At 59.6% G+C, this 24,539-nt stretch carries 22 protein-coding genes; 12 read left to right on the forward strand and 10 right to left on the reverse strand.

The window, feature by feature from the left end:
- Window positions 1-47: 47 nt before the first annotated feature.
- Window positions 48-269 carry a YgdI/YgdR family lipoprotein gene (locus HQ912_RS19255; RefSeq protein ID WP_047226391.1) on the forward strand — a complete coding sequence of 74 codons (222 nt, stop codon included), beginning with the start codon at window positions 48-50 and terminating at the stop codon, window positions 267-269.
- A gap of 78 nt (window positions 270-347) precedes the next feature.
- Here the strand turns inward: HQ912_RS19255 and HQ912_RS19260 are convergent, their stop codons facing one another.
- From HQ912_RS19260 to HQ912_RS19270, 3 genes are all read right to left on the reverse strand, one after another.
- Window positions 348-1,238, reverse strand: a complete 891-nt coding sequence (locus tag HQ912_RS19260; RefSeq protein WP_047226390.1) for a pseudouridine synthase — start codon at window positions 1,236-1,238, stop codon at window positions 348-350.
- A gap of 70 nt (window positions 1,239-1,308) precedes the next feature.
- Complete coding sequence (locus HQ912_RS19265; protein ID WP_047226389.1) at window positions 1,309-1,629, reverse strand: transcriptional regulator; 321 nt, start codon at window positions 1,627-1,629, stop codon at window positions 1,309-1,311.
- Between the two features lie 92 nt (window positions 1,630-1,721).
- Complete coding sequence (locus tag HQ912_RS19270) at window positions 1,722-1,961, reverse strand: glutaredoxin family protein (RefSeq protein WP_047226388.1); 240 nt, start codon at window positions 1,959-1,961, stop codon at window positions 1,722-1,724.
- Window positions 1,962-2,152: 191 nt separating this feature from the next.
- On the opposite strand from HQ912_RS19270, the gene HQ912_RS19275 reads away from it, so the two are divergent.
- On the forward strand, window positions 2,153-3,865 hold the full coding sequence (locus HQ912_RS19275) for a cation:proton antiporter (RefSeq protein ID WP_173407168.1): 1,713 nt from the start codon (window positions 2,153-2,155) through the stop codon (window positions 3,863-3,865).
- A 2-nt stretch (window positions 3,866-3,867) separates the two neighbouring features.
- On the opposite strand, the gene HQ912_RS19280 is transcribed toward HQ912_RS19275, so the two are convergent.
- Window positions 3,868-5,076, reverse strand: a complete 1,209-nt coding sequence (locus tag HQ912_RS19280; RefSeq protein WP_047226386.1) for an ammonium transporter — start codon at window positions 5,074-5,076, stop codon at window positions 3,868-3,870.
- A gap of 337 nt (window positions 5,077-5,413) precedes the next feature.
- Between HQ912_RS19280 and HQ912_RS19285 the strand changes: the two genes are divergently transcribed.
- The 7 genes from HQ912_RS19285 to HQ912_RS19315 all read left to right on the forward strand — a co-directional run bounded on the left by HQ912_RS19285 (window position 5,414) and on the right by HQ912_RS19315 (window position 15,567).
- On the forward strand, window positions 5,414-5,728 hold the full coding sequence (locus tag HQ912_RS19285) for a YqjD family protein (RefSeq protein WP_047226385.1): 315 nt from the start codon (window positions 5,414-5,416) through the stop codon (window positions 5,726-5,728).
- Window positions 5,729-5,730: 2 nt separating this feature from the next.
- On the forward strand, window positions 5,731-6,120 hold the full coding sequence (locus HQ912_RS19290) for a phage holin family protein (protein WP_047226384.1): 390 nt from the start codon (window positions 5,731-5,733) through the stop codon (window positions 6,118-6,120).
- Window positions 6,117-6,452: a hypothetical protein gene (locus HQ912_RS19295; RefSeq protein ID WP_047226383.1), complete on the forward strand. Its 336-nt coding sequence runs from the start codon at window positions 6,117-6,119 to the stop codon at window positions 6,450-6,452. Before HQ912_RS19290 ends, HQ912_RS19295 begins: the two co-directional genes overlap by 4 nt.
- An 84-nt stretch (window positions 6,453-6,536) precedes the next feature.
- Entirely contained in the window at window positions 6,537-7,865 is a 1,329-nt protein-coding gene (locus HQ912_RS19300) for a deoxyguanosinetriphosphate triphosphohydrolase (protein WP_047226382.1), read from the forward strand.
- Between the two features lie 377 nt (window positions 7,866-8,242).
- Window positions 8,243-8,869 carry a response regulator transcription factor gene (locus HQ912_RS19305; RefSeq protein WP_047226381.1) on the forward strand — a complete coding sequence of 209 codons (627 nt, stop codon included), beginning with the start codon at window positions 8,243-8,245 and terminating at the stop codon, window positions 8,867-8,869.
- A gap of 74 nt (window positions 8,870-8,943) precedes the next feature.
- Complete coding sequence (locus tag HQ912_RS19310) at window positions 8,944-12,501, forward strand: transporter substrate-binding domain-containing protein (protein WP_155417160.1); 3,558 nt, start codon at window positions 8,944-8,946, stop codon at window positions 12,499-12,501.
- Window positions 12,502-12,618: 117 nt separating this feature from the next.
- Window positions 12,619-15,567 carry an HD domain-containing phosphohydrolase gene (locus tag HQ912_RS19315; RefSeq protein WP_076385706.1) on the forward strand — a complete coding sequence of 983 codons (2,949 nt, stop codon included), beginning with the start codon at window positions 12,619-12,621 and terminating at the stop codon, window positions 15,565-15,567.
- Between the two features lie 69 nt (window positions 15,568-15,636).
- Here the strand turns inward: HQ912_RS19315 and HQ912_RS19320 are convergent, their stop codons facing one another.
- On the reverse strand, window positions 15,637-16,119 hold the full coding sequence (locus HQ912_RS19320) for a GAF domain-containing protein (RefSeq protein ID WP_173407170.1): 483 nt from the start codon (window positions 16,117-16,119) through the stop codon (window positions 15,637-15,639).
- Window positions 16,116-17,006: an ATP-binding protein gene (locus tag HQ912_RS19325; RefSeq protein ID WP_047226377.1), complete on the reverse strand. Its 891-nt coding sequence runs from the start codon at window positions 17,004-17,006 to the stop codon at window positions 16,116-16,118. Before HQ912_RS19325 ends, HQ912_RS19320 begins: the two co-directional genes overlap by 4 nt.
- Before the next feature lie 163 nt (window positions 17,007-17,169).
- Here HQ912_RS19325 and HQ912_RS19330 point away from each other — a divergent pair, with 163 nt between their 5' ends.
- Window positions 17,170-19,491, forward strand: a complete 2,322-nt coding sequence (locus HQ912_RS19330) for a response regulator (RefSeq protein ID WP_173407171.1) — start codon at window positions 17,170-17,172, stop codon at window positions 19,489-19,491.
- Here HQ912_RS19330 and HQ912_RS19335 read toward each other — a convergent pair.
- The 3 genes from HQ912_RS19335 to msrB all read right to left on the reverse strand — a co-directional run bounded on the left by HQ912_RS19335 (window position 19,475) and on the right by msrB (window position 20,998).
- Complete coding sequence (locus HQ912_RS19335; RefSeq protein ID WP_047226375.1) at window positions 19,475-19,936, reverse strand: MarR family winged helix-turn-helix transcriptional regulator; 462 nt, start codon at window positions 19,934-19,936, stop codon at window positions 19,475-19,477. The two genes, HQ912_RS19330 and HQ912_RS19335, sit on opposite strands and share 17 nt — an antisense overlap.
- Window positions 19,933-20,418 (reverse strand): glutathione peroxidase, encoded by a 486-nt coding sequence (locus tag HQ912_RS19340; protein WP_047226374.1) that lies wholly within the window; start codon window positions 20,416-20,418, stop codon window positions 19,933-19,935. Before HQ912_RS19340 ends, HQ912_RS19335 begins: the two co-directional genes overlap by 4 nt.
- A gap of 184 nt (window positions 20,419-20,602) precedes the next feature.
- Entirely contained in the window at window positions 20,603-20,998 is a 396-nt protein-coding gene (gene msrB / locus HQ912_RS19345; protein WP_047226373.1) for a peptide-methionine (R)-S-oxide reductase MsrB, read from the reverse strand.
- Between the two features lie 220 nt (window positions 20,999-21,218).
- Between msrB and HQ912_RS19350 the strand changes: the two genes are divergently transcribed.
- Window positions 21,219-22,430, forward strand: a complete 1,212-nt coding sequence (locus HQ912_RS19350; protein ID WP_047226372.1) for a pyridoxal phosphate-dependent aminotransferase — start codon at window positions 21,219-21,221, stop codon at window positions 22,428-22,430.
- A gap of 299 nt (window positions 22,431-22,729) precedes the next feature.
- Window positions 22,730-23,617 carry a protease HtpX gene (gene htpX / locus HQ912_RS19355; RefSeq protein WP_047226371.1) on the forward strand — a complete coding sequence of 296 codons (888 nt, stop codon included), beginning with the start codon at window positions 22,730-22,732 and terminating at the stop codon, window positions 23,615-23,617.
- Between the two features lie 193 nt (window positions 23,618-23,810).
- Here htpX and HQ912_RS19360 read toward each other — a convergent pair whose 3' ends face one another.
- Window positions 23,811-24,464 carry a thiopurine S-methyltransferase gene (locus HQ912_RS19360; RefSeq protein WP_173407172.1) on the reverse strand — a complete coding sequence of 218 codons (654 nt, stop codon included), beginning with the start codon at window positions 24,462-24,464 and terminating at the stop codon, window positions 23,811-23,813.
- Window positions 24,465-24,539 lie beyond the last annotated feature (75 nt).

Consider the following 24,539-nt stretch of genomic DNA (forward strand, 5'->3'; position numbering starts at 1 on the left):
ACGTCTGAAGGTCAGTAACTTGAAGAATCCTATTTCGGAGAAACACCATGACTCAACGGACCCTCGCCACTTTCATGCTCGCACTGGGCCTCGCCACTCTCGCCGGGTGCGCATCGCCAACAGTGATTACCTTGAATGACGGTCGCGAAATCCAGGCCGTCGACACCCCCGAGTACGACGAAGACACCGGCTTCTACGAATTCGAGCAACTGGACGGTAAAGAGACTCGCGTGAACAAGGATCAGGTTCGTACCGTTAAAGACCTGTAACCTTCAACGCCACACCCAGCTACAGAAAAGCCCGCGATACTTGCGGGCTTTTTGATGCCTGTTCGAAAGTCAGCCCGATTACCACTGCAAGCTGATATCGCTTTGAAAAACACGTTCCTGGCCGGTGACAGGATCGATAAAACTCAACCCCTGGGCCAGCAGCTTGAGCGGGTTGGCGTAATCGTCCTCCACGTCCCGCAGCACGTCCGGGTAGAACGGATCGTTACAGATAGCCGCCCCGAGGGCATTCATATGCACTCGCAACTGGTGCTTCTTGCCCGTGACCGGAGACAGACCGTAGCGCCACAACTCGCCGTTCTTTTCCAGGACTTCGATGGCCGTTTCGGTATTGGGCTCGCCCGGCCCTTCCTGCATCCGGAAGAACGGCTCGCCATCGATCATTCGGCTCTTATGCACCCGAGGAAAGGTCATCTGAGGTAGCGCAGGGGCTATGGCCTGGTAGCGTTTCTCGATTTTGCGCGTTGGAAACAGCGACTGATAAGCCGAACGGGTCTGCGGGTTGGCTGAAAACAGCACCAGCCCCGCCGTATGCCGGTCGATACGGTGCAAGGGCACCAGATGGGGATTGTCCAAACGTCGGATCAGACGTCGCAACAGGGTCTGCTCGACATACTCGCCCGCTGGAGTGACAGGCAGAAAATGCGGCTTGTCTGCTACCACCAGATGTTCGTCGGCATACAGAATCGATTCCACGACCGGGATCGGCTTCTCGTCAGGCACCTCACGAAAGTAGTGGATGCGCAGGCCTTCCCGGTACGGCAGGTCGGCAGCAATGGCCCTGCCCTCGCCGTCCAATACCCGCCCCCGGGTGATGCGGTCCAGCCACTGCTCGCGACTGATGGTGCTGAAATGCTCGCACAGGCACTCCAGCACCGTCTGCCAGGAGCCGGGCGGAAGATACAAGGTACTGGCCTGATGGTGAGCGGCGCAAAATGATGACCGGGACATTGAAAACTCTAATCTTTTGGCAGGGCGGCATTATCCGCCAGCCGCCCATGTCAGCCCAGCAATGATTGCTTCACGCCGGGATCGACGTCGTCTTTGCTGCCGCTTCAGTGAACTCTTTCAGCCAGCGCAGCACCTCCACCGCCTCCCAGCGACCCGGATCGTACAATGCATACAACAGGCCCTGGTAACCCACCACATCCAGTTGCTTGTGGTAGCCGGCACGCTGGAACAATGCTTCGATCTCGGCGAAGCAGGTGTTGAAATGCAGTTTGTTGAAGGGCGTCTTGCCTTCGGTTACCAGCCCGTCCAGGCGCAACTCCTGGACCGCCTCGCGCACAACGTCCACGGACATCCTGTTCACGCTGTTTTTCAGTTGTTCGACATTGACCAAGGGACGCACTCCAGATAGCTGTATGGGCATACAGTAACCGAAGAAGGGGATTTTCGCCAATGGCAGTGCCCGGACGCGACGTATGGCAGGCTTCAACTCAGGAAAGCGGCCACCTGATCAGCATCGTCAAAAGGCCAATCCAGTTCCGCGCCCGTATCGATCCGGCGCAGGACCGGGATTCGTAGCCCATAACGTTCGGACAAAACCTCGCTCTCGGCGATATCCACCAGCTCCACCAACAATCCATGCTCGACGAAAGACATCAATACACCTTCGGCAACTTCACAAAGATGACAACCCAGGGTGCCGAACAACTGGCATTCAGGAGGCATGGCAGGTAGACCCACTAAAGAGAGACGGTCATTCTAGGCCCACCCTGCAAAACCGTCGAGCCGGGTAGAAAATCTGACAGTGCTTCGGTAAAACGCTGTGCAAATCATTGAGCGCCAATACTTTTCCGGCAATGCCCGGCGCTTATTTTCCTTCTACGCTGTGTGGCGCAAACCTTGAAACGGAGTACCCCTTGTTTGCCAATCTGCTGATCATTCTTGCCTCGTCCCTGGTGGTCATCGCCCTCTTCAGGCGACTGCGCCTGCCACCGGTACTGGGTTATCTCTGTGTCGGTCTGGCGGTCGGCCCCACCGCCCTGGACTGGGTGAACGACAGCGAAGAACTGCCAGACCTGGCCGAGCTCGGGGTGGTTTTCCTGTTGTTCTCGTTGGGGCTGGAGTTCTCCCTGGCGAAGATGATCGAACTGCGCAGGGTCGTGTTCGGCCTTGGCAGCCTGCAGGTGCTGTGCTCAGGGATACTGCTGGGCAGTCTGCTGCTGCTCTTCGGCGCCCCACCTGTCGCGGCCATGCTGCTCGGCGCCGGGCTGGCCTTGTCCTCCACCGCTATTGTCAGCAAGGAGCTGACCAGCCTGGGGGAAATATTCAGCAGCCATGGCCAGAACGCAATCGGTGTGCTGCTGTTTCAGGATGTCGTCGCGGTGTTGCTGTTGACCCTCGTTCCCGTGTTCGCCGGCAGCAGCGAGCAACCATGGTACTGGGCGTTGCCCCTGACCCTGGGCAAGACCCTGGTGCTGTTCGGCGGTTTACTGCTGGCCAGTCGTCTACTGCTGCCGCGGCTGTTCCATGAAGTGGCCGAATCCCGGTCCGCTGAGCTGTTCGTGCTGCTGGCCCTGGTGATCGTATTGCTGACAGCGTGGCTGACCCATCTGCTGGGTCTGTCACCGGCGCTTGGGGCGTTTCTGGCAGGCATGTTGTTGGGGGAAAGCCATTACCGACATCAGATCGAGGCAGACATACGGCCGTTCCGCGACATTCTGCTGGGGCTGTTTTTCGTCAGCATCGGCATGCTGATCGATCTGCAGTTGTTTGTGGAGGACGGCTTGCTGATCCTCGGGTTGACCCTGGGATTGATGCTTATCAAAGGCTGCGTGGTCGCAGTGCTGGTGAAATGGCAAGGGGACGACGGCGAAACCTCCTGGCGCAGTGGCCTGGCCCTGGCCCAGGGCGGCGAATTCTGTTTTGCCCTGATGGCACTGATGCAGCAGAACCGCCTCATGCCCGCCGACATCAGCGGCCTGCTGCTGGCAGCGACCTTCTGCTCGATGCTGCTGACGCCACTGCTGCTGCGTGCCGCGCCGCACATTGCAGCCCGCCTGCACCGCAAACCCAACGAAGAGGCACAACTGGACCAGATAAGCGCACTCAATGCCGATTTGTCGGGTCATGTGGTCATTTGCGGGTATGGTCGCGTCGGCCAGTCAATCGGCAGGTTTCTGCGCAGGGAACGCCAGGCGTTCGTGGCCCTGGACGACGATCCAGTCATCATTCAGGAAGCCAGCGTCGGGGAAAGCTGCGTGCACTATGGAGATTCACGCCGGGGCGACCTGCTGGCCGCCGTCGGACTGAGTCGCGCCAAGCTGCTGGTGATCGCCGTGGACAAAACCGACATCGCCATCAGCGTGCTCAAGGAAGCCCGCCGGCTCAATCCCCAGGTGCCGATTCTGGTGCGTACCCGCGATGACAGCCAATTGGCGGAGTTGCAGGCTGCCGGGGCCAGCGAAGTGGTCCCGGAGCTGCTGGAGTCAAGCCTGATGCTGGCCTCCCACGCCCTGATCATGCTCGGGCTGCCGAACCAGCAGGTCCAGCAGCATGTGGATCAGGTCCGCCACGACCGCTATCGCTTGCTACACGGTTTTTATCCTGGGAATCAGGACAAAGAGCCTTAGGATCAGTCCTGACTGACCGCGCCGATCTTGTGAATCGAAAGGTCGGCGCCGTAATACTCCTGCTCCTGAGTCAGCCGCAGTCCCACCACAGCCTTGATCGCACCATAGACCGCGAACCCGCCGCACAGGGCAACGACAACGCCCAGCGTGGTGCCGATCAGTTGGCTGATCAAACTGACCCCGCCCAGGCCGCCCAGAGCGCTCTGGCCGAAGATCCCGCAAGCAATGCCGCCCCAGACACCACACAACCCGTGGAGCGGCCAGACGCCCAGTACATCGTCGATCTTCCACTTGCCCTGGGCCGCGGTGAAAAACCAGACAAACAAGGCACCGGCAATAGCGCCGGTCACGAGTGCGCCGATCGGGTGCATCAGGTCCGAACCGGCACAGACCGCTACCAGCCCGGCCAACGGACCGTTGTGCAGAAAGCCGGGGTCATTGCGTCCGACGACCAACGCCGCCACGGTCCCGCCGACCATGGCCATCAATGAATTGATCGCCACCAACCCGCTCACCGCCGGCAGCGTCTGGGCGCTCATCACGTTGAAGCCGAACCAGCCGACAATCAGGATCCACGACCCCAAGGCCAGGAAAGGAATACTCGATGGCGCGAACGCCACCAGACGACCGTCGCGGTAACGGCCGTTACGCGGCCCCAGCAAGAGCACGGCCGCCAGCGCCAGCCATCCGCCCATGGCATGCACGACCACCGAACCGGCAAAATCATGGAAGCCAGCGCCGAACTGGGCTTGCAACCAGGCCTGCAGGCCGAAATTGCCATTCCAGACCACGCCTTCGAAGAATGGATACACAAACGCGACGATCAACACCGTGGCACACAACTGAGGGGCAAATCGGGCACGCTCGGCAATACCGCCGGAAATGATCGCCGGGATCGCGGCGGCGAACGTCAACAGGAAGAAAAACTTCACCAGGCTGTAACCATGATCGACGTTGAGCGCCGCAGCAGGTTGCAGGAAGGTCACGCCGTAGGAAACCCAGTAGCCCACGAAGAAATAGGCCAGGGTAGAGACGGCGAAATCACTGAGAATTTTCGACAGTGCATTGACCTGGTTCTTCTGTCGGACAGTTCCCACTTCAAGGAACGCGAAACCGGCGTGCATCGCCAGAACCATGACCGCACCGAGCAAAATGAACAGCGTGTTGGAGCTGTGGACCAGAGTGTCCACAGCGCTTTGCATATTTTCCATGGTTGGCAGACCTGAAAAGTTGAAAAAAGCACCAAACCGGTTCGCCCGCCCAGGCGACGCACCAAGTCGAGACATCTCATCTGACTACCGAAAAACCGATGAACCGAATGAGTGCACAAAAAATCGACAATGCGGTGTTGCGCTTGGAGTGCTTCGCGGATTTTGTTTTTCTGGGTTAAGGTTTTGCGGGCTGACGCCCAGCTTCAGCGCACAGGCGCAGGGGGACGCACCAGTACATGGCAAAACCCTGAGCAAAAGTTGTACCAGCCAGTTTCACTGAACCTTCCGGTATGGCTCATACTCGAACGCTTCAGACGTCACTTACGGAGATTCCCCCATGGCCAGAACCCAGGCAAAGACTGCTCAAGAAATCCTGATGGAAGATTTTCAGACGCTGGTCAGCGACACCGAACGGCTGTTGGATCACACCGCGACACTGGCTGGCGACCAGGCCGATGAGCTGCGCAGTCAGATCCATGAAACCCTTCTGCGCGCCCGCGAGACCCTGAAGTTGACCGAAGACTCGGTGCGTGAGCGCGGCCAGGCGGCGGTGATCGCCACCGAGGAATACGTTCAGGCCAATCCTTGGCAATCCGTCGGCATCGCAGCCGGCGTGGGCTTTCTGATCGGCCTGCTGGCGACACGGCGCTAATGATGGGCATTGACGAATCCGGCTCGTCCGAAGCGGGCACCCAACCTACAGCACGCCGCCTGGGCGCCGCGTTCCTTGGCTTGCTGCACAGTCATGTCGAATTGTTCGGCATCGAATTGCAGGAACAGAAAGCACGCACAGTCAGCCTGTTGTTGTTCGCCGGGCTGGCGCTGGTATTTGCGTTGTTGCTACTGGTGGGGCTGTCGGCGCTGGTACTGATCCTGGTATGGGATACCTATCGTCTGGCGGGGATTATTGGCTTGTGCCTGTTTTATCTGCTGGCCGCCCTGTTCTGCGGCCTGCGACTCAAGGCAGCGATCTATGACGAGTCCTCCCCTTTCCATGCCACTTTGGAAGAATTGGCCAACGACCGGGAGCGCCTGTTGCCATGAGCCTGCCTGATATTCCTCAAGCCCGGACCCGCCAGGAAATGCGCAAGGCGCTGGTACGTCTGCGCATGGAAATGCACCGACAGGAAATCCGCCAGGAAACCCGTCAACTGTTGCAACCTCTGCAGCGGGTGCGCGGTTTCACGCAGAGTTGGCACGAGGGCTTCGGCATCAAGCACGCGCCGCTCTGGGGCGTGGCGGCGGTGTCCTTGCTCGGTTTTCTCACCGGCAAACGGACCCGCAGCGGCCGTACCAGCAGCCTGACGGGACTGATCCGGCTGGCAACGACCCTGCTGCCGCTCATCAAGCTGGCCAAAAGTGTGCGCAAACCCTGACGCAGCAATAGCCTATAGGCCTTGCGAGGTGCCCCGCGAACCGCGAAGCTAGGACATCGACCTTATCAAACGGAGCAACCAGCCTTGGATTGGCACACCCTGCTGACTCGCGAGCGCCTCGGAAAAACGCTGCACAGCCCGGAAGAGTTGGGCCGCAGCCCGTTCCACAAAGACCATGACCGCATCATTTTTTCCGGTGCGTTCCGGCGCCTGGGACGCAAGACCCAGGTGCATCCGGTCTCCAGCAACGACCACATCCACACACGCCTGACCCATTCGCTGGAAGTCAGTTGCGTCGGACGCTCCCTGGGCATGCGCGTGGGAGAAACCATCCGCAGCGCCCTGCCTGAGTGGTGCGAGCCAAGTGACTTGGGCATGGTGGTGCAATCGGCCTGCCTGGCCCATGACATCGGCAACCCGCCATTCGGTCATTCCGGTGAAGACGCCATCCGCTATTGGTTCCAGCAGGCCGCAGGCCGCGGTTGGCTCGACGCCATGACCGAGGCCGAGCGCAACGACTTTCTCAATTTCGAAGGCAACGCCCAGGGGTTCCGGGTGCTCACCCAGCTTGAATATCACCAGTTCGACGGTGGTACGCGGTTGACCTATGCCACCCTCGGCACTTACCTCAAATACCCCTGGACCGCCCGTCACGCGGACTCCCTGGGCTACAAGAAGCACAAGTTCGGTTGCTACCAGAGCGAACTGCCGTTGCTGGAACAGATCGCCCACAAGCTCGGCCTGCCTCAGCTCGAAGACCAGCGCTGGGCACGGCATCCGCTCGTTTACCTGATGGAAGCCGCCGATGACATCTGCTACGCGCTGATCGACCTGGAAGACGGCGTGGAAATGGAGCTGCTGGAATACCCGCAAGTGGAGTCGCTGCTTCTGGACCTGGTGGGCGACGATCTCCCGGACACTTACCGTCAACTTGGACCACTGGACTCGCGAAGACGCAAACTGGCGATCCTGCGGGGCAAGGCCATCGAACATCTGACCAACGCCGCAGCCAGGGCTTTCGTCGAGCAGCAGCAAGCGTTGCTGGCCGGTACGCTGCCAGGGGACCTGGTGGAACACATGCATGGCCCAGCCAAACGTTGCGTATTGAATGCCAAGGACATGGCGCGCAAGAAGATCTTCCAGGACAAGCGCAAGACCCTGCATGAGATCGGCGCCTACACCACGCTGGAAATCCTGCTCAACGGATTTTGCGGCGCCGCCCTGGAGCAACATGGCGGTCGCACGCCTTCGTTCAAGAATCGGCGAATTCTCGACCTGCTGGGTAACAACGCGCCCGATCCGAACGGTTCGTTGCATGGTGCATTCTTGCGGATGATCGATTTTATCGCCGGGATGACTGACAGCTACGCCAGCGAAATGGCTCAGGAGATGACGGGCCGTACTCGCCAATGAGAGGGCGTCGGCGGCAAGCCTGGATGCGAAGGCACAGTCATGGAGGTTTGGCAGGCCCGCCCCTCGGGGCGGGGTAAACGGCAATGAAGCGTCGTACTCGTTTCTGAAAAGTCGATGGCCTGCCATTTAATACTGAATAAACCCTTCCTCTATTTGTTTGTATAAACAACATCCTGAAAGAAATCTCCCCTTCAAAACGGGCAATAATTCCCCTTCCTAGTTCATTCACCTACTAAAAACCCAATCACATCGTAGTACCCCGCCTCTTTTTTTGTAGGAAACTTCTGAAATTGAATATGTATGCCTGTCTCCTCATACGACCCCGGCATTAACTGGGCTAAGGTGCGCGCTTTATTAAGCTCGTAGGGACTTTATTCATGAACTCCGTTTTCATTGTCGACGACCACCCGGTCATCCGCCTCGCCGTTCGCATGCTCCTGGAGCATGAGGGCTATAAAGTCGTAGGGGAAACTGACAACGGTGTGGATGCGATGCAAATGGTGCGCGAATGCATGCCGGACCTGGTCATTCTGGACATCAGCATCCCCAGGCTTGACGGGCTGGAAATTCTCTCACGGTTCAACGCCATGACCACGCCCCTTAAAACATTGGTGCTCACCGCTCAGTCCCCAACGCTTTTCGGTATCCGGTGCATGCAATCCGGTGCCTCTGGATACGTTTGTAAACAGGAAGACCTCAGCGAGCTGGTCAGCGCAATCAAGGCCGTTTTGTCCGGTTATAACTATTTCCCCAGCCAGGCACTGAACCCGGTCCGCCAGGATGATCCTCGCAGCATAGAGCTGGATCTGTTCAAAAGTGTCAATGACCGAGAGTTGATGGTGCTGCAACTTTTTGCTCAGGGCCGTACCAATAAGGAAATAGCCAAAGGTATGTTTCTCAGCAATAAGACTGTCAGCACTTACAAAAAAAGATTGATGCAAAAACTCAAGGTCAAGTCCCTGGTAGAACTGATTGAAATGGCGAAGCGCAACGCGCTGGTGTGAGAAAAGACCGGATGCTCAAATGCATAAGTAGATGCCTCCTGCTATTAAGCGCGGGGTTATATGCGCACGTCCTCATGGCGACGCCGGGCACGCCCGAGCACTACACGCTTTTGGGTCGTTCGACGGCGGCTCATGTCGAGGTCCTGCTGGATGACGCTCACCGTAGCCTGTTACAGGACCGGCAGGAATTGGTACTGGGAACGTCTGCCCCTGATTATCCGCCCTTCGATCTGTCCACCAGCGGGCAAGACTACGAGGGCATGACTGCCGACTACGCCGGCGTCATCGCCAGGGCGATCGGTCTGCCAATGCGGGTTTTGCGTTTCGCTTCCCGGGACGAGGCCATTGCGGCCCTCAAGAATGGAAAAATCGACCTGCTCGGCACCGCCAATGGTTTCGAAGCGCGCACCCCCGGCATTGTGCTATCGACCCCTTATGCAGTGGACCAGCCCGTTCTCGTCACCCGGACGAATGAAAGCCGTTCCCTGACCGAAGATCTCCAGGGATTGCGGCTGAGCATGGTTTATCACTACCTGCCGCTGCGGGAAATCGAAAAGCTTTACCCCAAGGCAATCATCAGCACCTACCCCTCCTACCAGAACGCCATAAACGCCGTCGCTTTCGGCCAGGCGGATGTCTTTCTCGGCGATACCATTTCCACCCACTACATGATCAGCAAGGGTTACCTGAGCAACATCCGCATGGCCAGCTTCGGCAAGCATGAGTCCTATGGATTCGGTTTCGCGGTTCGAAGTCACGATACCCGGCTGCTGGAGGCCATCAATGCCACGCTGAACCAGATTTCCATCACCGAGCAAGCGGCCATTTCCAAACGCTGGAGCGCTGGCAGCGACTTGTATCTCACGGAACACAAGATACAACTGACCGCCCGGGAGCAACGCTGGCTGGCACGGCACCCGGTGGTGCGAGTCGTGGTCAACGAAACCGCGGCGCCCTTCACTTTTTTCGACTCCGATGGTGACTTTCGCGGCATCAGTGCCGACCTGCTGGAGCTGATCCGGTTGCGCACCGGCATCCGCCTGGAGATCCAACGCACTCAGAATGACAGCGAAATGATTGCCGCGGTCCTGAACGGTCAGGCCGACATGATTGCAGCGCTTTTGCCGAGCAGCGCGCGGCAGCAACAGTTGAAGTTCAGCCGCCCCTACGTCGACAGCTCATTCGTCCTGCTGACCCGCAAGCAAGCCGACACCCCGGCAACCCTCGACCAGTTCGGCGACCGAAGCCTGGCCATCACTCAAGGCAATCCGGTCATTGAATGGCTACGCAGCCAGTATCCGGACATCAAGATCATCGAAACCGACGACCCTCTCCATGCCGTTGAAATGCTCGCCAAGGGCCAGATCGACGGCAGCGTGAACTCTCTGGTCATGGCCAATTACTTCATCTCGTCGCACTCGTTGCGAGACACCTTGCAAATCAGCAGCACCGTAGGAACCCGCCAGGCCATGTTCTCGTTGGCCACTGCCAAAGACGCCGTGGAGCTGAACTCCATTCTCGACAAAGCCCTCACCAGCATCGACCCGGACGAACTGGGCGTGATCAATAATCGTTGGCGAGGTTACGTGTCGGCATCGGAACACGTGTGGCGCACCTATAACCGCCTGTTTTTCCAGATCGTCGCCGGCGTCGGCCTCTTGTTGCTGCTGTCGCTGGCATGGAATGCCTACATGCAGCGCCAGATCAGGCAACGTCAACGGGCGGAGCTGGCCCTCAATGACCAGCTTGAGTTCATGCACTCGCTGCTCAACGGCACCCCCCACCCGATCTACGTCAGAGATCGCAACGGTTTCCTGCAAAGTTGCAATGACAGTTACTTGCAGACGTTCAACGTGAAACGCGAAGAGGTCATCGGCAAGAACGTCATGCCTGGGTCCATGAGCAATGCTTTCGAAGCGCAGGAGTACCAGGCGGACTATCAGCGGGTCATGGCCGAAGGCACTCCGCTGGTCCTGGATCGCCCGTTACATATCGGGGCTGACAAGCTGACCATCTACCATTGGATTCTCCCCTATCGCAACTCAAACGCCGAAGTACAGGGCATCATTGGCGGCTGGATCGACATCAGCGAACGACGCCAATTGTTCGACGAACTGCGCGCCGCCAAGGAGCGGGCCGACAATGCGAACCGCGCCAAAAGCACGTTCCTGGCGACCATGAGCCATGAGATCCGCACCCCCATGAACGCGGTGATCGGCATGCTGGAGCTGGCTTTGAAACATGCCGACAAGGGCCATCTGGACCGTTCGACCATAGAAGTGGCGTACGAATCGGCTTCCGGCATGCTCGAGCTGATCGGCGACATCCTGGACATTGCACGGATCGAGTCAGGTCACCTGAGCCTGGCGCCCGAGCGGGTCAATCTCAGGGCCTTGCTGCAATCGGTCATACGGGTTTTCGAAGGCGTTGCTCGACAGAAGAACCTGGCATTGTCGCTGCTGTTCGACCCGGCCGAAGGCAACCCGGACGTCCTGATAGATCCCTTGCGATTCAAACAGGTGCTCTCGAACCTGATCAGCAATGCCCTCAAATTTACCGAACAGGGTCAAGTTCAAATCAAGGTCCAACTGTCTCCGGCCGCCCCGGATGACACCCTGCACATGCAACTGGAGGTCAGCGACAGCGGCATCGGCATCAGTGCGGCAGACCTGCAACGTCTGTTCGAGCCGTTTTCCCAGGTCGACAACACCGGCCGGATGGCGCGAACGGGCGCAGGACTTGGCCTGGTGATCAGTCGCAACCTGTGTCAGATGATGGGCGGCAGTCTGCACATGAGCAGTGAGCCGGGCATCGGCACCCGGGTCCAGATTTCACTGCAACTGACTACCCTGCCGACCACCACGGTTTGCGTGCCCCCGGAACCTGTCGTTGAAACGGCCACGGCCGCCTTGAGCGTTCTGGTCGTGGATGACCATCCGGCCAATCGCTTGTTGATGTCGCAACAACTGGAGTACCTGGGTCATCACCATCAGGTCGCCCATGATGGCGCACAAGGACTCAAAGCCTGGCATGAAGGGGATTTCGACCTGGTCATCGCCGATTGCAACATGCCCATCATGAGTGGCTACGAACTGGCCAGTTCGATTCGTCGCCATGAGTGCGAACGCGAACTGCCGCGCTGCACCATCCTGGGGTTTACCGCCAACGCACAACCGGAGGAAAAACAACGCTGCCGGGACGCCGGAATGGACGACTGCCTGTTCAAACCGATCAGCCTGAGCGCCCTGAGCCAATGGATGAAAACAGTCAGATCCACCAGCCGGCCCAAGGCTTTCAATGTGCAAAGCCTGCAGACCTTGACCGGTGGCAACCCCTTGTCCATCCGGCGCCTGTTGGAAGAACTGCTCAGCAGCAATCGCTCGGACCGCCGGGAGTTGCTCGATATTGCCCGCAGTGGGGACCGACAGGCACTGACCGAGGCCGCGCACAAAATAAAAGGCGTCGCCCGAATCGTGCAGGCGACCTCGTTGATACAAAGATGTGAGGCGCTGGAACACGCCTGCCACCAGGCACAGGGTGCGCAACCCATTGGCGAATGTACCGAGGCGCTCGACCAGGCCATGACCGAACTGGAGCGCGCCCTGGAAACAGAGATCGCCAAGGCAAAATAATCCAGCGTTTACTATGCTGATCGCTCAGCAGTGCGCACCAGGGGCGTTCTCGATTGGTTTCCCCCGGCGCGGCAGGGAATGAGTTGGGAACGCCCATCAACACTTGGAGTGACTGCAATGCCCAGCGCACCGCGTCCGCAACAACGCCGGTTCCCCTTGCACGTACACATCAGCGTGATGTTTACGTTGCTCCTGCTGCTGACCGGTGTGGTGCTAGGCATTTTCAACTATCACCAAACCACACAAATCATCCTGTCCAGCAGTGAAAAACTGTTCAACCGCATCGAGCAGGACGTACGCCTGGATTTGTATGACACCTATGAACCCATCCGCCACCTGTTGGGCCTGCTAGCCGATTACCCGGCGACACGTGAACCCAGGATCGCTCAGCGCCTGGCCCTGCTCGCCCCCTTCAGCCAGGCGCTGCGGGACAACCCGAACCTGGCGTCGCTGTACCTGGGCGACAGCAATGGCGACTTCCTGATGGTCCGTCCCTTGCGTACCGAAGCCCTGAAGACCGCGCTGAAAGCACCGGCCAACGCGGCCTACCAGGTCTGGACCGTGGATAGGACAGCTACCCCCGGCCAGGTTCGTGCCCAGTCGCTGTTCTACGACCAGAGCCTGACGCTCGTCAGCCGTCAGGACATTGCCGACGAATCCTACGATCCACGCAACCGAGGCTGGTTTCGCAGCGCGCTGGGAAGCGCCGAGCAAATCACCACCGAACCCTACGTATTCTTCTCCACCCAAAACCTGGGCACCACCCTCGCCCGGCGCAGTGGCGAACAGGCGGTCATCGCTGCCGACCTGACCCTGGCGTCCCTGTCCCAGACCCTGGCCAAGCACAGGGTGACCGCCGGCACCGAAATTGTGCTGCTCGACCCCCAGGGCAATACAGTCGCCTACCCCGACAGTCATCGGCTGATCACCGACACCCAGTCGGCACGCCTGATCAAGGCACGCGACCTCAGCCCGGCCATCGCCGCCGCACTCGACGACAACACCGACACCCCACGCCTGGAGGCTGGTGGACGCCAATGGATCGTTTCGCGCAGCCACATGCAGGAAGGCGGGCCGCAGGGCCTGGAACTGGCGTTGCTGGTCCCTGAGGATGAGTTGCTGGCCGATGCCTATCGCATGCGCTGGCAAGGCGCGCTGATTACCCTCGCCACTCTGCTCCTGTGCCTGCCCCTGGGCTGGTTGACCTCCAGGATTCTGGTCAAGCCCCTGCGCGCACTGGTGCAGGAGGCGGACGCCATCCGCAGCTTCGATTTCAACTACCCGGTGTCCCGTCGCTCCCCCGTGCTGGAGGTCGATCAGTTGGGCGTCTCGATGGCGCGAATGAAAGAGACCCTGGCAAGCTTCTTCGAAATCACCGCCAGTCTGCGCGCCGAAACCCGCTTTGCCCCGTTGCTGGAGCGGGTGCTGTTCGAAACAGTGAAAATCGGCCAGGCCCAGGCCGGCCTGATTTACCTGCGCGAGAACGATGACGATCAGGTCAGGCCCTATGGGTTGGTCATCGATGGAAGGCCTCGGGACCTTGCTGCCTTCGGCTTGCAAGGTCATGCGCTCAAGGCACAGGACAGCCCGCCATGGCTGCAGCAACTGGACGCCTCGGACAACCTCGTCACCTCGTTGGGCTTCGAGCAGGTCGGCGACCTCAAGAGTGTCCTGCTGGCACTGGATGCGCCACGGGTTCACCTGATCGGCATCCGCCTGCGCAATCGTCACCAGGAAACCGTCGGGGTTCTGGTGTTGCTGATAACCGACAGCGGCACCGAAGCCGACCTGGAAAAACTGCAGCCAGACCGCATCGCCTTCCTGCAGGCCGTGTCCGGCGCCGCCACCGTGAGCATTGAAGGCCAGCGCCTGCAAGCCCGGCAAAAACAACTGCTCGATTCGTTCATTCAACTGCTGGCTGGGGCGATCGATGCCAAGAGTCCTTACACCGGCGGTCATTGCCAGCGGGTGCCAGCCCTGACGCTGATGCTCGCCCAGGCCGCCGCTGCCAGCCAGGCGTCGGCATTCCAGGCCTACCGTCCCACGGAAGATGAGTGGGAAGCGCTGCACATCGCCGCCTGGCTGCACGATTGCGGCAAGGTCACCACCCCCGAATACGTGGTCGACAAAGCCACCAAACTGGAAACCCTGAACGACCGGATCCACGAGATCCGCACGCGCTTCGAGGTGCTCAAGCGCGACGCCTGGGTCGATTATTGGCAGGCCCTGGCAACGGGTGGCGAGCCGTCATCCCTGGCCCAGCGACGCGACGCCACACTGGCCAGCCTCGATGACGACTTTGCTTTCGTCGCCCGCTGCAACCTCGGCTCCGAGGCCATGGCCGACGCCGACCTGCAACGTTTGCAAGATATCGCCCAACGCCCCTGGACCCGGACCCTGGATGACCGCCTGGGGGTTTCCTGGGAAGAGAACCGGCGCCAGGCACGCACGCCCAAGCCTGCGCTTCCAGTCACTGAACGGTTGTTGGCGGACAAGCCCGAGCACCTGCTGGAGCGGCACGAAGCCGAGCTGATCCCGACAGACAACCCGTGGGGGTTCCAGCTCGACGTGCCGCCCTGGAAGTACAACCGCGGCGAGCTTTACAACCTCAGCATCAAACGAGGCACGCTGACGCGTGAAGAGCGTTACGTCATCAACCATCACATGGTGCAAACAATCCTGATGCTCAGCCAGTTACCCTTTCCCAGCCATTTGGGCAACGTGGCGGAGATCGCTGGCGGGCATCACGAGAAGATGGACGGCACGGGATATCCCAAGCGGCTCAAACGCGAGGAGATGAGCCTGCCGGCACGCATGATGGCGATTGCGGACATTTTCGAAGCACTGACGGCTGCCGATCGTCCTTACAAGAAGGCCAAGAAACTGAGTGAAGCCCTGGGCATCATGGCCACCATGTGCCGTGACGCCCACATCGATCCAGAGCTGTTCGGGCTGTTCATCGATGAAAAGATCTACCTGAGCTACGCCAACCAGTTTCTCGATCCGCGCCAGATCGATGAGGTCGACCCGGACAGCCTGTTGGACAAGGCCGGACTGAAGGCATGAAAGCCGCCGTTGTAGGCGCTGCCGAGCCGAACGCGGTCCGAGCTTTGGCCAACTGCTACGGCAAGCGGGTCAGCAGTCTGTCAGGCGCAGGAAGATATCGGCCAGTTGCTCGATACCGGCCCGGTCATGCTCGGTAAAACGCGCCAGCTTCGGACTGTCCAGGTCGAGCACGCCGATCAGGCGCCCGCCCTTGACCAGCGGCACCACCAGTTCGCTGTTCGACGCGCTGTCGCAGGCGATATGCCCGGCAAAGGCATGGACGTCTTCAACACGCTGAGTCTGGCGGGTCGCCGCCGCTGTCCCGCACACACCACGGCCAAAGGGAATTCGCACGCAGGCGATCTGCCCCTGGAATGGGCCCAGCACCAGTTCTTCGTTGCGATTGAGGTAAAAGCCGGCCCAGTTCAAGTCCTCCAGCTGACTGAACAGAAAGGCCGAAAACTGCGCGGCATTGGCGATGAAATCACGCTCATCGGCCAGCAAGGATTCAAGCTGTGCCGCTAACAAGCCATAGCCGTCGAGACCTTCGCCGGTGCCTTTCAAATCGATCATGCCTTATTCTCCAGAAGTTTGAGGCCCACCCAATATCGGGCAAACTGATAAGCGCACCGTCCGTTGCGGTTGCCGCGCCCGGTGGCCCAACGCACTGCCTGCACATCCAGCGCTTCATCACGCTGCCAGGCCAGCCCGGCCTTGGCCGCCAGCTCGCCGATCCAGTGCTCCACCACGTTGAGGAAATGCTCCTGGGTAAACGGATAAAACGACAGCCACAACCCGAAACGGTCAGACAGGGCGATCTTGTCCTCCACGGCCTCGCTGGGGTGAAGCTCGCCATCGACCCGCTTCCAGTTCTCGTTGTCGCTTTCCTTTTCCGGCACCAGGTGACGGCGGTTGGAGGTGGCGTACAACAGCACGTTGTCCGGCGCCTGTTCCAGAGACCCGTCCAACACGCTTTTAAGAACGCGGTAATCGCCCTCCCCGGATTCGAACGACAGGTCATCGCAGAACAGCACAAAGCGCTGCGGCAGCTTTGCGATTTGTTCGACCACCCGGGGCAGATCGGCCAGGTGATCGCGCTCGATCTCGATCAACCGCAAGCCATGCTGGGCATGTTCGGCCAGCAACGCGCGCACCAGAGACGACTTGCCAGTGCCACGCGAGCCCCACAGCAACGCATGGTTGGCCGGCATGCCATCGATGAACTGGCGGGTGTTGCGACCCAGCTGTTCAACCTGACGATCCACGCCAATCAGGTCCGACAGGCGCATGTCGAGGCTGACCTCAAGCGGCAGCAGGTAACCACTGCGCCCGTCGCGCTGCCAACGGGCCGCCAGCGTTCGGGTCCAATCGATAGCCGGCCGTGGAGCAGGCAACAAGGGCTCTATGCGAGCCAGCACTGCATCGGCACGCTCAAGAAAAGCATTCAATCGAGAGTCCATGTCTTCTCCTCGGACAGGTTCACAGTGATGATGGCGCTACAGCGACGAAACGCCGTACCCAATGGCGGGTCTATCCCACACAACATAAACCGGCTGCATCGGTATTCAGAGATGATCAGCTATGCTTGAGCGGCGAAGGGAAACGTAAGTGGTTCATCATTCCATGGACATCAGATTCACCCAACGGCTGTCCTACAAGCAGGCCCGGCTGACCGTTCTGGTGGGTTTCGTGCTGGGTACTTTGCTCAGCCTGATGCAGATCGGCATCGATTATGCCAGCGAAGACGCGTCGATCAACCGTGAAATCCTGTCGCTGTTGGAAATCAGCCACAACCCGGCATCGCGTATCGCCTATAACATCGATGCCGAACTCGCCCAGGAGCTGTCCTTGGGCCTGTTGCGCTCACCGGCCATCATCGGTGCCCAACTGATCGATAACAACAACACCGTGCTGGCCAGCGTCAAACGCCCCGAACTGCAGAGCAGTTACCGGTTCATCAGCGACTTTCTCTTCGGGGCCCAGCGCCAGTTCGAAGACCGCCTCTATCTGGACCACCTGCCGGCCGAGTCCCTGGGCGTGCTGCGGCTGGAGGTCGACACCTATGCTTTCGGCAGCCGGTTCCTGCGCCGGGCCGAAGTGACGCTGCTCAATGGTTTCGCCCGCAGCCTGATCCTGACCGGTCTGCTGCTGGCGTTGTTTTATGTGATGCTGACCAAGCCGCTGGTTCGGGTGATCCGCGAACTGAGCAGCCGCGATCCCAGTAGCGGCGAGCAGAGTCGTCTGGAATGCCCCTCCGGCCACCAGCAGGACGAGATCGGTGTACTGGTCTCGGTGGCCAACCAGCAGTTCGAAAATATCGCCACCGAGATTCAGCAACGGCGCACGGCCGAAAATCGCCTCACCGATTACCTGGAGCAGTTGGAAAACATTGTCTCGGCCCGTACCGCCGAACTCAAAGCCATCAATGCCCGCCTCAGCCAGTCCAACGAGGAGTTGGAAGTGGCCCGGCGCACCGCCCTGGATATGGCCGAAGCCCGCTCCGTCTTTCTGGCCAACATGAGCCATGAGATCCGCACGCCGCTCAACGGTCTGTTGGGAATGATCGCGCTGTCACTGGATGGCCCCCTGACGGCCGAACAACAGCAACAGCTATCGATCGCCCATGACTCGGGCAAGGTTCTGGTTGAACTGCTCAACGACATTCTTGATCTGTCGAAATTCGACGCCGGTCAACTGGAACTCGAACGCATCCCGTTCGACCTTGGCTCGCTGGTCGAAGACACCGCCAACCTGCTTTCCCAGAACGCCGCTCCCAGCGTCGAGCTGGCCTGCCTGATCGACCCGGCGCTTCCAGCCCAGGTCCTGGGTGACCCGACCCGGGTGCGCCAGATCGTCAGCAACCTGCTGTCCAATGCGCTGAAATTCACTCGCTTCGGCCGAGTCGACGTACGTTTGAGTCCACATGAAGACGGCGTGCGAATCGAGATCTGTGACACCGGCATCGGCATCCCCCAGGAAGCCCAAGCACGAATTCTCCAGCCGTTCACCCAGGCCGGTGTTGGCATTACCCGCCAATTCGGTGGCACCGGGCTGGGCCTGGCGCTGACCTACAACCTCTGTGAAGCCATGCAAGGCCAGTTGACGATCACCTCCGAGGCCGGTTTCGGCAGCCAGTTCTGTGCTGACCTGCCCCTGCCCTGCCATACCCCGGCGACGCCCGTCGAGCCCTTGCGCGGCAATATTGTGGCCATCACCGACCGCAGCAGCGGCCTGGCCGAATTGCTCAACATGCTATTGCCCGGCTGGGGGCTGGACTATGAAAGACGTTCGGTGGATGACGGATTGCTGGGCCTCAAGCCTGATGTCCTGATTACCGACTGCCCGGAATGCCTGTTCACTATGCGTCCCACTTTCGACGCGCCCATCCTGCTGGTCACCGCATATGGCAGTTTTCTGCCCAGCGAAGAAGCCGCCGCCCTCGCCCCCTTGTTACAGCAGGCCCGGCCCCTGGCGCGCCATGCCCTCTATCAGATCCTGCGTCGCGCCTTGCAAAGCGACGCCACCACCATCAATGACGCTCAGATCGAAACCCTGGCGCCGTCCAAACGCGGGCGGGTGTTGCTGGTGGAAGACAATCCGGTCAACCAACTGGTGGCCAAGGGCATGCTGGTGAAGCTCGGTTGCGAAGTCATCGTCGCGGCCCATGGCGCCGAAGCCCTGGACCTGCTCGAACAGAGGGATTTCAATTTGGTCCTGATGGATTGCAACATGCCGGTCATGGACGGTTACGAAGCCAGTCGCCAGATCCGTCGCAGCGGGCGCTGGCCGGATCTGCCGATTGTCGCACTGACAGCCAACGCCATGCCTGAGGAACGTGAGCGATGCCGGGCCGCCGGCATGAACGATTACCTGTCCAAGCCGTTTCGGCGCGAAGAGCTGGCGGCGTTGCTGGACCAGTGGGTGCCGCTTACGTCAGCGCTTTGATCTGCCCCAACAGATGATCGAGACCGTCTCGCAACTCTCCCAGGCGGTCCAGGTCAAGCCCGCTGTCGCATAACAGGCGGGCCTTGAGCGGACCGACCTGCTCACGCAATTCCCAGCCGGTTTGCGTAAGGCTCAGATGCACCTCCCGCTCATCGCGGGCCGAACGCTGGCGCTGAACCAGGCTCAGTTGTTCCAGGCGCTTGAGCAACGGCGTCAGCGTGCCCGAATCCAGCAGTAGCCGTTCGCCCAGAGCCTTGACCGTGGGTTGTTCCGGCGCATTTACCTGCCACTCCCACAGCACCAGCATCGCCAGGTATTGCGGATAAGTCAGGCCCAGCTGATCGAGCATGGGCTTGTAGCCGCGAATGACCGCCCGCGACGCGGCGTACAGTTTGAAGCACAACTGGCTGTCGAGTTTCAGCGCATCGACTGACAGATCATTCATTTGAGTAAGGCTTCGATCTCACCGGTCAGGTCCTGGGGTTTGGTGGTCGGCGCAAACCGCTTGACCACCTGACCGTCCTTGCCGATCAAGAACTTGGTGAAATTCCACTTGATGCCCTTGGACCCCAGTACGCCGGGCGCCCGCTGCTTGAGCTGGACAAACAGCGGATGGGCATTGGCGCCGTTGACCTCGATTTTCTTGAACAGCGGAAAACTCACACCGAAGTTCAACTCACAGAACTCGGAAATCGCCCCCTCGTTGCCCGGCTCCTGCTTGCCAAATTGATTGCAGGGAAAGCCCAGCACCACCAGGCCCTGGTCCTTGTAGGTCTGCCACAACGCCTCAAGCCCCTTGTACTGCGGGGTGAAGCCGCACTGGCTGGCAGTATTGACCACCAGCACAGCCTTGCCGGCGAAATCGGCGAGGGTCTTTTGCTCACCCTTGATCGTGGTGCACGGGATGCTCAGCAGGTTGTCGCTCATGGCAAGGCTCCAGATGGGAAGAAGAGGACACTGAAGATAGCGAGCAATTAAATTGCATGCAATTTAATTATCCAAAAATACCCGCATCACAGATTGTGGGAGCCAGGCTTGCCCGCGATGAAGGCGACACGGTCTTTCAGAGATCGAGGTGCCTTCATCGCGAGCAAGCTTTGCTCCCACAGAGTTACCCTCGGGGCACCAGATCCAGGCACACCGAATTGATGCAATAACGCAAGCCCGTGGGTGGCGGGCCGTCAGGGAAGACGTGGCCCAGGTGCGCGTCACATTTGGCGCAGACCACTTCGGTGCGGATCATGCCGTGGCTGACATCGCGCACTTCCACCACTGCGCTGCCTTCGATCGGCGCGTAGAAACTGGGCCAGCCGCAGCCGGAATCGAATTTGGTCTGCGAATCGAACAATGGCTCGTTGCAGCAGATGCAGTGGTACACACCATCAGTCTTGGTGTCGTTGTATTTACCGGAGAATGGCCGTTCGGTGCCCTTCAACCGACAGACGTTGTACTGCTCCGGGTCAAGCATGGCGCGCCATTCTTCAAGGGTTTTCTGCAACTTTTCCATCGTCCTACCTCGGCAATTGAAAAAGCCCGATCCGACGCTTTTCCGCAGATCGGGCGGCACGTATGATTGCGCCTCGTCAGGCGCCAGTCTGGCAGTCACGTCATGCGCATTCAAACGGATTGTCACGCATGTACCGCGTCAAGCCTGGGCACAGACGCAGGATCCCCAGTACGGTAGTTCACTCGCCGCCTGGATCGTTCATTTTCGGGAACACATCGCCATGCAGGTCAGCAAATCGAACAAGCTCGCCAACGTCTGCTACGACATTCGCGGCCCGGTGCTCAAGCACGCCAAACGCCTGGAAGAGGAAGGCCATCGCATCCTCAAGCTGAATATCGGCAACCCGGCACCCTTTGGTTTCGAAGCGCCCGATGAAATCCTCCAGGACGTTATCCGCAACCTGCCGACCGCCCAGGGCTACAGCGACTCCAAGGGCCTGTTCAGCGCCCGCAAGGCCGTGATGCAGTACTACCAGCAGAAACAGGTCGAAGGTGTCGGCATCGAAGACATCTACCTGGGCAACGGCGTGTCCGAACTGATCGTGATGTCGATGCAGGCCTTGCTCAACAACGGCGATGAGGTGCTGGTGCCGGCCCCGGACTACCCATTGTGGACCGCCGCCGTGAGCCTGTCGGGCGGCAACCCGGTGCATTACCTGTGCGATGAACAGGCCAACTGGTTTCCCGACCTGGCGGACATCAAGGCCAAGATCACCCCGAACACCAAGGCACTGGTGATCATCAACCCGAACAACCCCACTGGCGCGGTGTACTCCAGGGAGGTCCTGCTGGGCATGCTGGAACTGGCTCGCCAGCATAACCTGGTGGTGTTTTCCGACGAGATCTACGACAAGATCCTGTACGACGATGCCGTGCACGTCTGTACCGCTTCCCTGGCGCCGGACCTGTTGTGCCTGACCTTCAACGGCCTGTCCAAATCCTATCGGGTGGCGGGTTTCCGCTCCGGCTGGATCGTTATTTCCGGTCCCAAGCATCACGCCCAGAGCTACATCGAAGGCATCGACATGCTGGCCAATATGCGCCTGTGTGCCAACGTACCGAGCCAACACGCGATCCAGACGGCGCTGGGTGGCTACCAGAGCATCAACGACCTGGTCCTGCCCCAGGGCCGGTTGCTGGAGCAACGCAACCGTACCTGGGAATTGCTCAACGACATTCCTGGTGTCAGTTGCGTCAAGCCAATGGGTGCGTTGTACGCCTTTCCGCGGATCGACCCGAAGGTCTGCCCGATCCACAACGATGAAAAATTCGTCCTCGACCTCCTGCTGTCCGAAAAGCTGCTGGTGGTCCAGGGCACGGCGTTCAACTGGCCATGGCCGGATCACTTCCGCGTCGTGACCCTGCCCCGGGTCGACGACCTGGACCAGGCCATTGGCCGGATCGGCAACTTCCTCAAGTCCTACCGCCAGTAATCCAGGTGGCGTGCGAGGGGACGACTCGCACGCTGTTTGATTCAGCAACACATCCGTTTCGCCCGTTGCGGCAGGCCTTCTACACTGAAGGCGCGGCAGACGGTGCGCGGCGCGACTCAACGTTCACGGGGTACGGGCGCTCCTTTTCTTTTCCGCGGTCACTTTCAGAAAAGTCTTTCAAACATTTGCGACGCGTGTAGGACACAGTTTGAAATAGTCGGCGTGTTGAATAGCCTGCGGCGGCACCTTATATACCCCGCATAACGCTACATCTTTAGCATGAGGAGATTTCCACAACCATGATGCGCATCCTGCTGTTTTTGGCCACTAACCTGGCGGTCGTGCTGATTGCCAGCATCACCCTGAGCCTTTTTGGCTTCAACGGGTTCATGGCGGCCAACGGGGTTGACCTCAACCTCAGTCAGCTGCTGATCTTCTGTGCGGTGTTCGGTTTCGCCGGTTCCCTGTTCTCGCTGTTCATCTCCAAGTGGATGGCGAAGATGAGCACCAGCACCCAGATCATCACTCAGCCGCGCACTCGCCACGAACAATGGCTGCTGCAAACCGTCGAGCAGCTGTCACGCGAAGCCGGCATCAAGATGCCGGAGGTGGGCATCTTCCCAGCCTACGAGGCCAACGCCTTCGCCACCGGCTGGAACAAGAACGACGCGCTGGTCGCCGTCAGCCAGGGCTTGCTCGAGCGGTTTTCGCCGGATGAAGTCAAGGCTGTGCTGGCCCATGAGATCGGTCACGTCGCCAACGGCGACATGGTGACGCTGGCGCTGATCCAGGGTGTCGTGAACACCTTCGTCATGTTCTTTGCCCGCATCATCGGCAACTTCGTCGACAAGGTGATCTTCAAGAATGAAGAGGGCCAGGGCATCGCCTACTACGTGGCGACCATTTTCGCCGAGCTGGTATTGGGCATCCTCGCCAGCGCCATCGTCATGTGGTTCTCGCGCAAACGTGAGTTCCGCGCAGATGATGCCGGCGCACGCCTGGCTGGCACCAGCGCCATGATCGGCGCCCTGCAACGCTTGCGTGCCGAGCAAGGTTTGCCGGTACACATGCCCGACACCCTCAATGCCTTTGGCATCAACGGTGGCATCAAGCAAGGCCTGGCTCGCATGTTCATGAGTCACCCGCCACTGGAAGAGCGTATCGACGCACTGCGTCGTCGCGGCTGACAGGTTCAAGCTTCAAGAAAAAGCCCGCAGCGACGCGGGCTTTTTTCTGTCTGATTTATGAGTTGCCTGGTCTGGCCCCATCGCGAGCAGGCTCGCTCCCACAGGGGGGCTTCGGCGAGCGCCAATTCTCAGTTCGCAACGGATCAACTGTGGGAGCGAGCCTGCTCGCGATAAGGCCAGCGGGCACGCCACGTCAACGACTGGAAACCCGATACACCCGCTCATCCAGCCTTTTGACCCCAGCCTGCAAGAACTTCCAGCTTTCCCCCAGCACATCCTGCTCCTGCAATACCTCCAGTTGCCAGACCTCGCCCAGCAACCTCTGCACTTCGTCATCCCCTACGGAAAACGGCGGGCCAGGCATTTCATCCTGTGAGTAATCCAGAGTAATGAGCAATCCGACACACTGCGGCAGAATCTTCTGCAGATGAGCCGCATACCGCTCCCGCATCGGCCCTGGCAGGGCGATCAATGCAGCGCGATCGTACAGCGCCGTGCAATCGCTCACATCCTCCGGGCTCAGGGCAAAGAAATCACCGCAGCGGATTTCAATGTCAGCGGCACGGAACACCTTGAATGCGCCCTCTTCACTCACGCTCGGCTCAAGCTGATGCTCAAGGAAGAAATCCGCGGCGGCCTTTTCCGACAGCTCCACCCCCAGTACCGAATACCCCTGTTGGGCAAGCCACAAGAGGTCGAGCGTCTTCCCGCATAGGGGCACCAGCACCCGACTGCCCTGCTCAACCCCCAGTTGCGACCAGAAACGTTGCAGATAGGGATTCACCTCTGGCAGATGAAAACCGATCTGATTCGTTGACCAGCGCTTGTGCCAAAACTCAGGCTCCATCACTCACTCCAGAAAAACCGATTAAAACGGGCTAAAACTTATATTAGATTTAGATCATAGACCTGACAGAAGATG

It is taken from the genome of Pseudomonas sp. MPDS, from assembly GCF_013283895.1.
GTDB classification, from domain to species: domain Bacteria; phylum Pseudomonadota; class Gammaproteobacteria; order Pseudomonadales; family Pseudomonadaceae; genus Aquipseudomonas; species Aquipseudomonas rhizophila.

Coding starts and splice junctions, on each gene's coding strand:
- HQ912_RS19255 (WP_047226391.1), top strand. CDS start 48: ATGACTCAACGGACCCTCGCCACTTTCATGCTCGCACTGGGCCTCGCC.
- HQ912_RS19260 (WP_047226390.1), bottom strand. CDS start 1,238: ATGTCCCGGTCATCATTTTGCGCCGCTCACCATCAGGCCAGTACCTTG.
- HQ912_RS19270 (WP_047226388.1), bottom strand. CDS start 1,961: ATGCCTCCTGAATGCCAGTTGTTCGGCACCCTGGGTTGTCATCTTTGT.
- HQ912_RS19280 (WP_047226386.1), bottom strand. CDS start 5,076: ATGGAAAATATGCAAAGCGCTGTGGACACTCTGGTCCACAGCTCCAAC.
- HQ912_RS19285 (WP_047226385.1), top strand. CDS start 5,414: ATGGCCAGAACCCAGGCAAAGACTGCTCAAGAAATCCTGATGGAAGAT.
- HQ912_RS19290 (WP_047226384.1), top strand. CDS start 5,731: ATGGGCATTGACGAATCCGGCTCGTCCGAAGCGGGCACCCAACCTACA.
- HQ912_RS19295 (WP_047226383.1), top strand. CDS start 6,117: ATGAGCCTGCCTGATATTCCTCAAGCCCGGACCCGCCAGGAAATGCGC.
- HQ912_RS19305 (WP_047226381.1), top strand. CDS start 8,243: ATGAACTCCGTTTTCATTGTCGACGACCACCCGGTCATCCGCCTCGCC.
- HQ912_RS19310 (WP_155417160.1), top strand. CDS start 8,944: ATGGCGACGCCGGGCACGCCCGAGCACTACACGCTTTTGGGTCGTTCG.
- HQ912_RS19315 (WP_076385706.1), top strand. CDS start 12,619: ATGCCCAGCGCACCGCGTCCGCAACAACGCCGGTTCCCCTTGCACGTA.
- HQ912_RS19320 (WP_173407170.1), bottom strand. CDS start 16,119: ATGATCGATTTGAAAGGCACCGGCGAAGGTCTCGACGGCTATGGCTTG.
- HQ912_RS19325 (WP_047226377.1), bottom strand. CDS start 17,006: ATGGACTCTCGATTGAATGCTTTTCTTGAGCGTGCCGATGCAGTGCTG.
- HQ912_RS19330 (WP_173407171.1), top strand. CDS start 17,170: ATGGACATCAGATTCACCCAACGGCTGTCCTACAAGCAGGCCCGGCTG.
- HQ912_RS19335 (WP_047226375.1), bottom strand. CDS start 19,936: ATGAATGATCTGTCAGTCGATGCGCTGAAACTCGACAGCCAGTTGTGC.
- HQ912_RS19340 (WP_047226374.1), bottom strand. CDS start 20,418: ATGAGCGACAACCTGCTGAGCATCCCGTGCACCACGATCAAGGGTGAG.
- msrB (WP_047226373.1), bottom strand. CDS start 20,998: ATGGAAAAGTTGCAGAAAACCCTTGAAGAATGGCGCGCCATGCTTGAC.
- HQ912_RS19350 (WP_047226372.1), top strand. CDS start 21,219: ATGCAGGTCAGCAAATCGAACAAGCTCGCCAACGTCTGCTACGACATT.
- htpX (WP_047226371.1), top strand. CDS start 22,730: ATGATGCGCATCCTGCTGTTTTTGGCCACTAACCTGGCGGTCGTGCTG.
- HQ912_RS19360 (WP_173407172.1), bottom strand. CDS start 24,464: ATGGAGCCTGAGTTTTGGCACAAGCGCTGGTCAACGAATCAGATCGGT.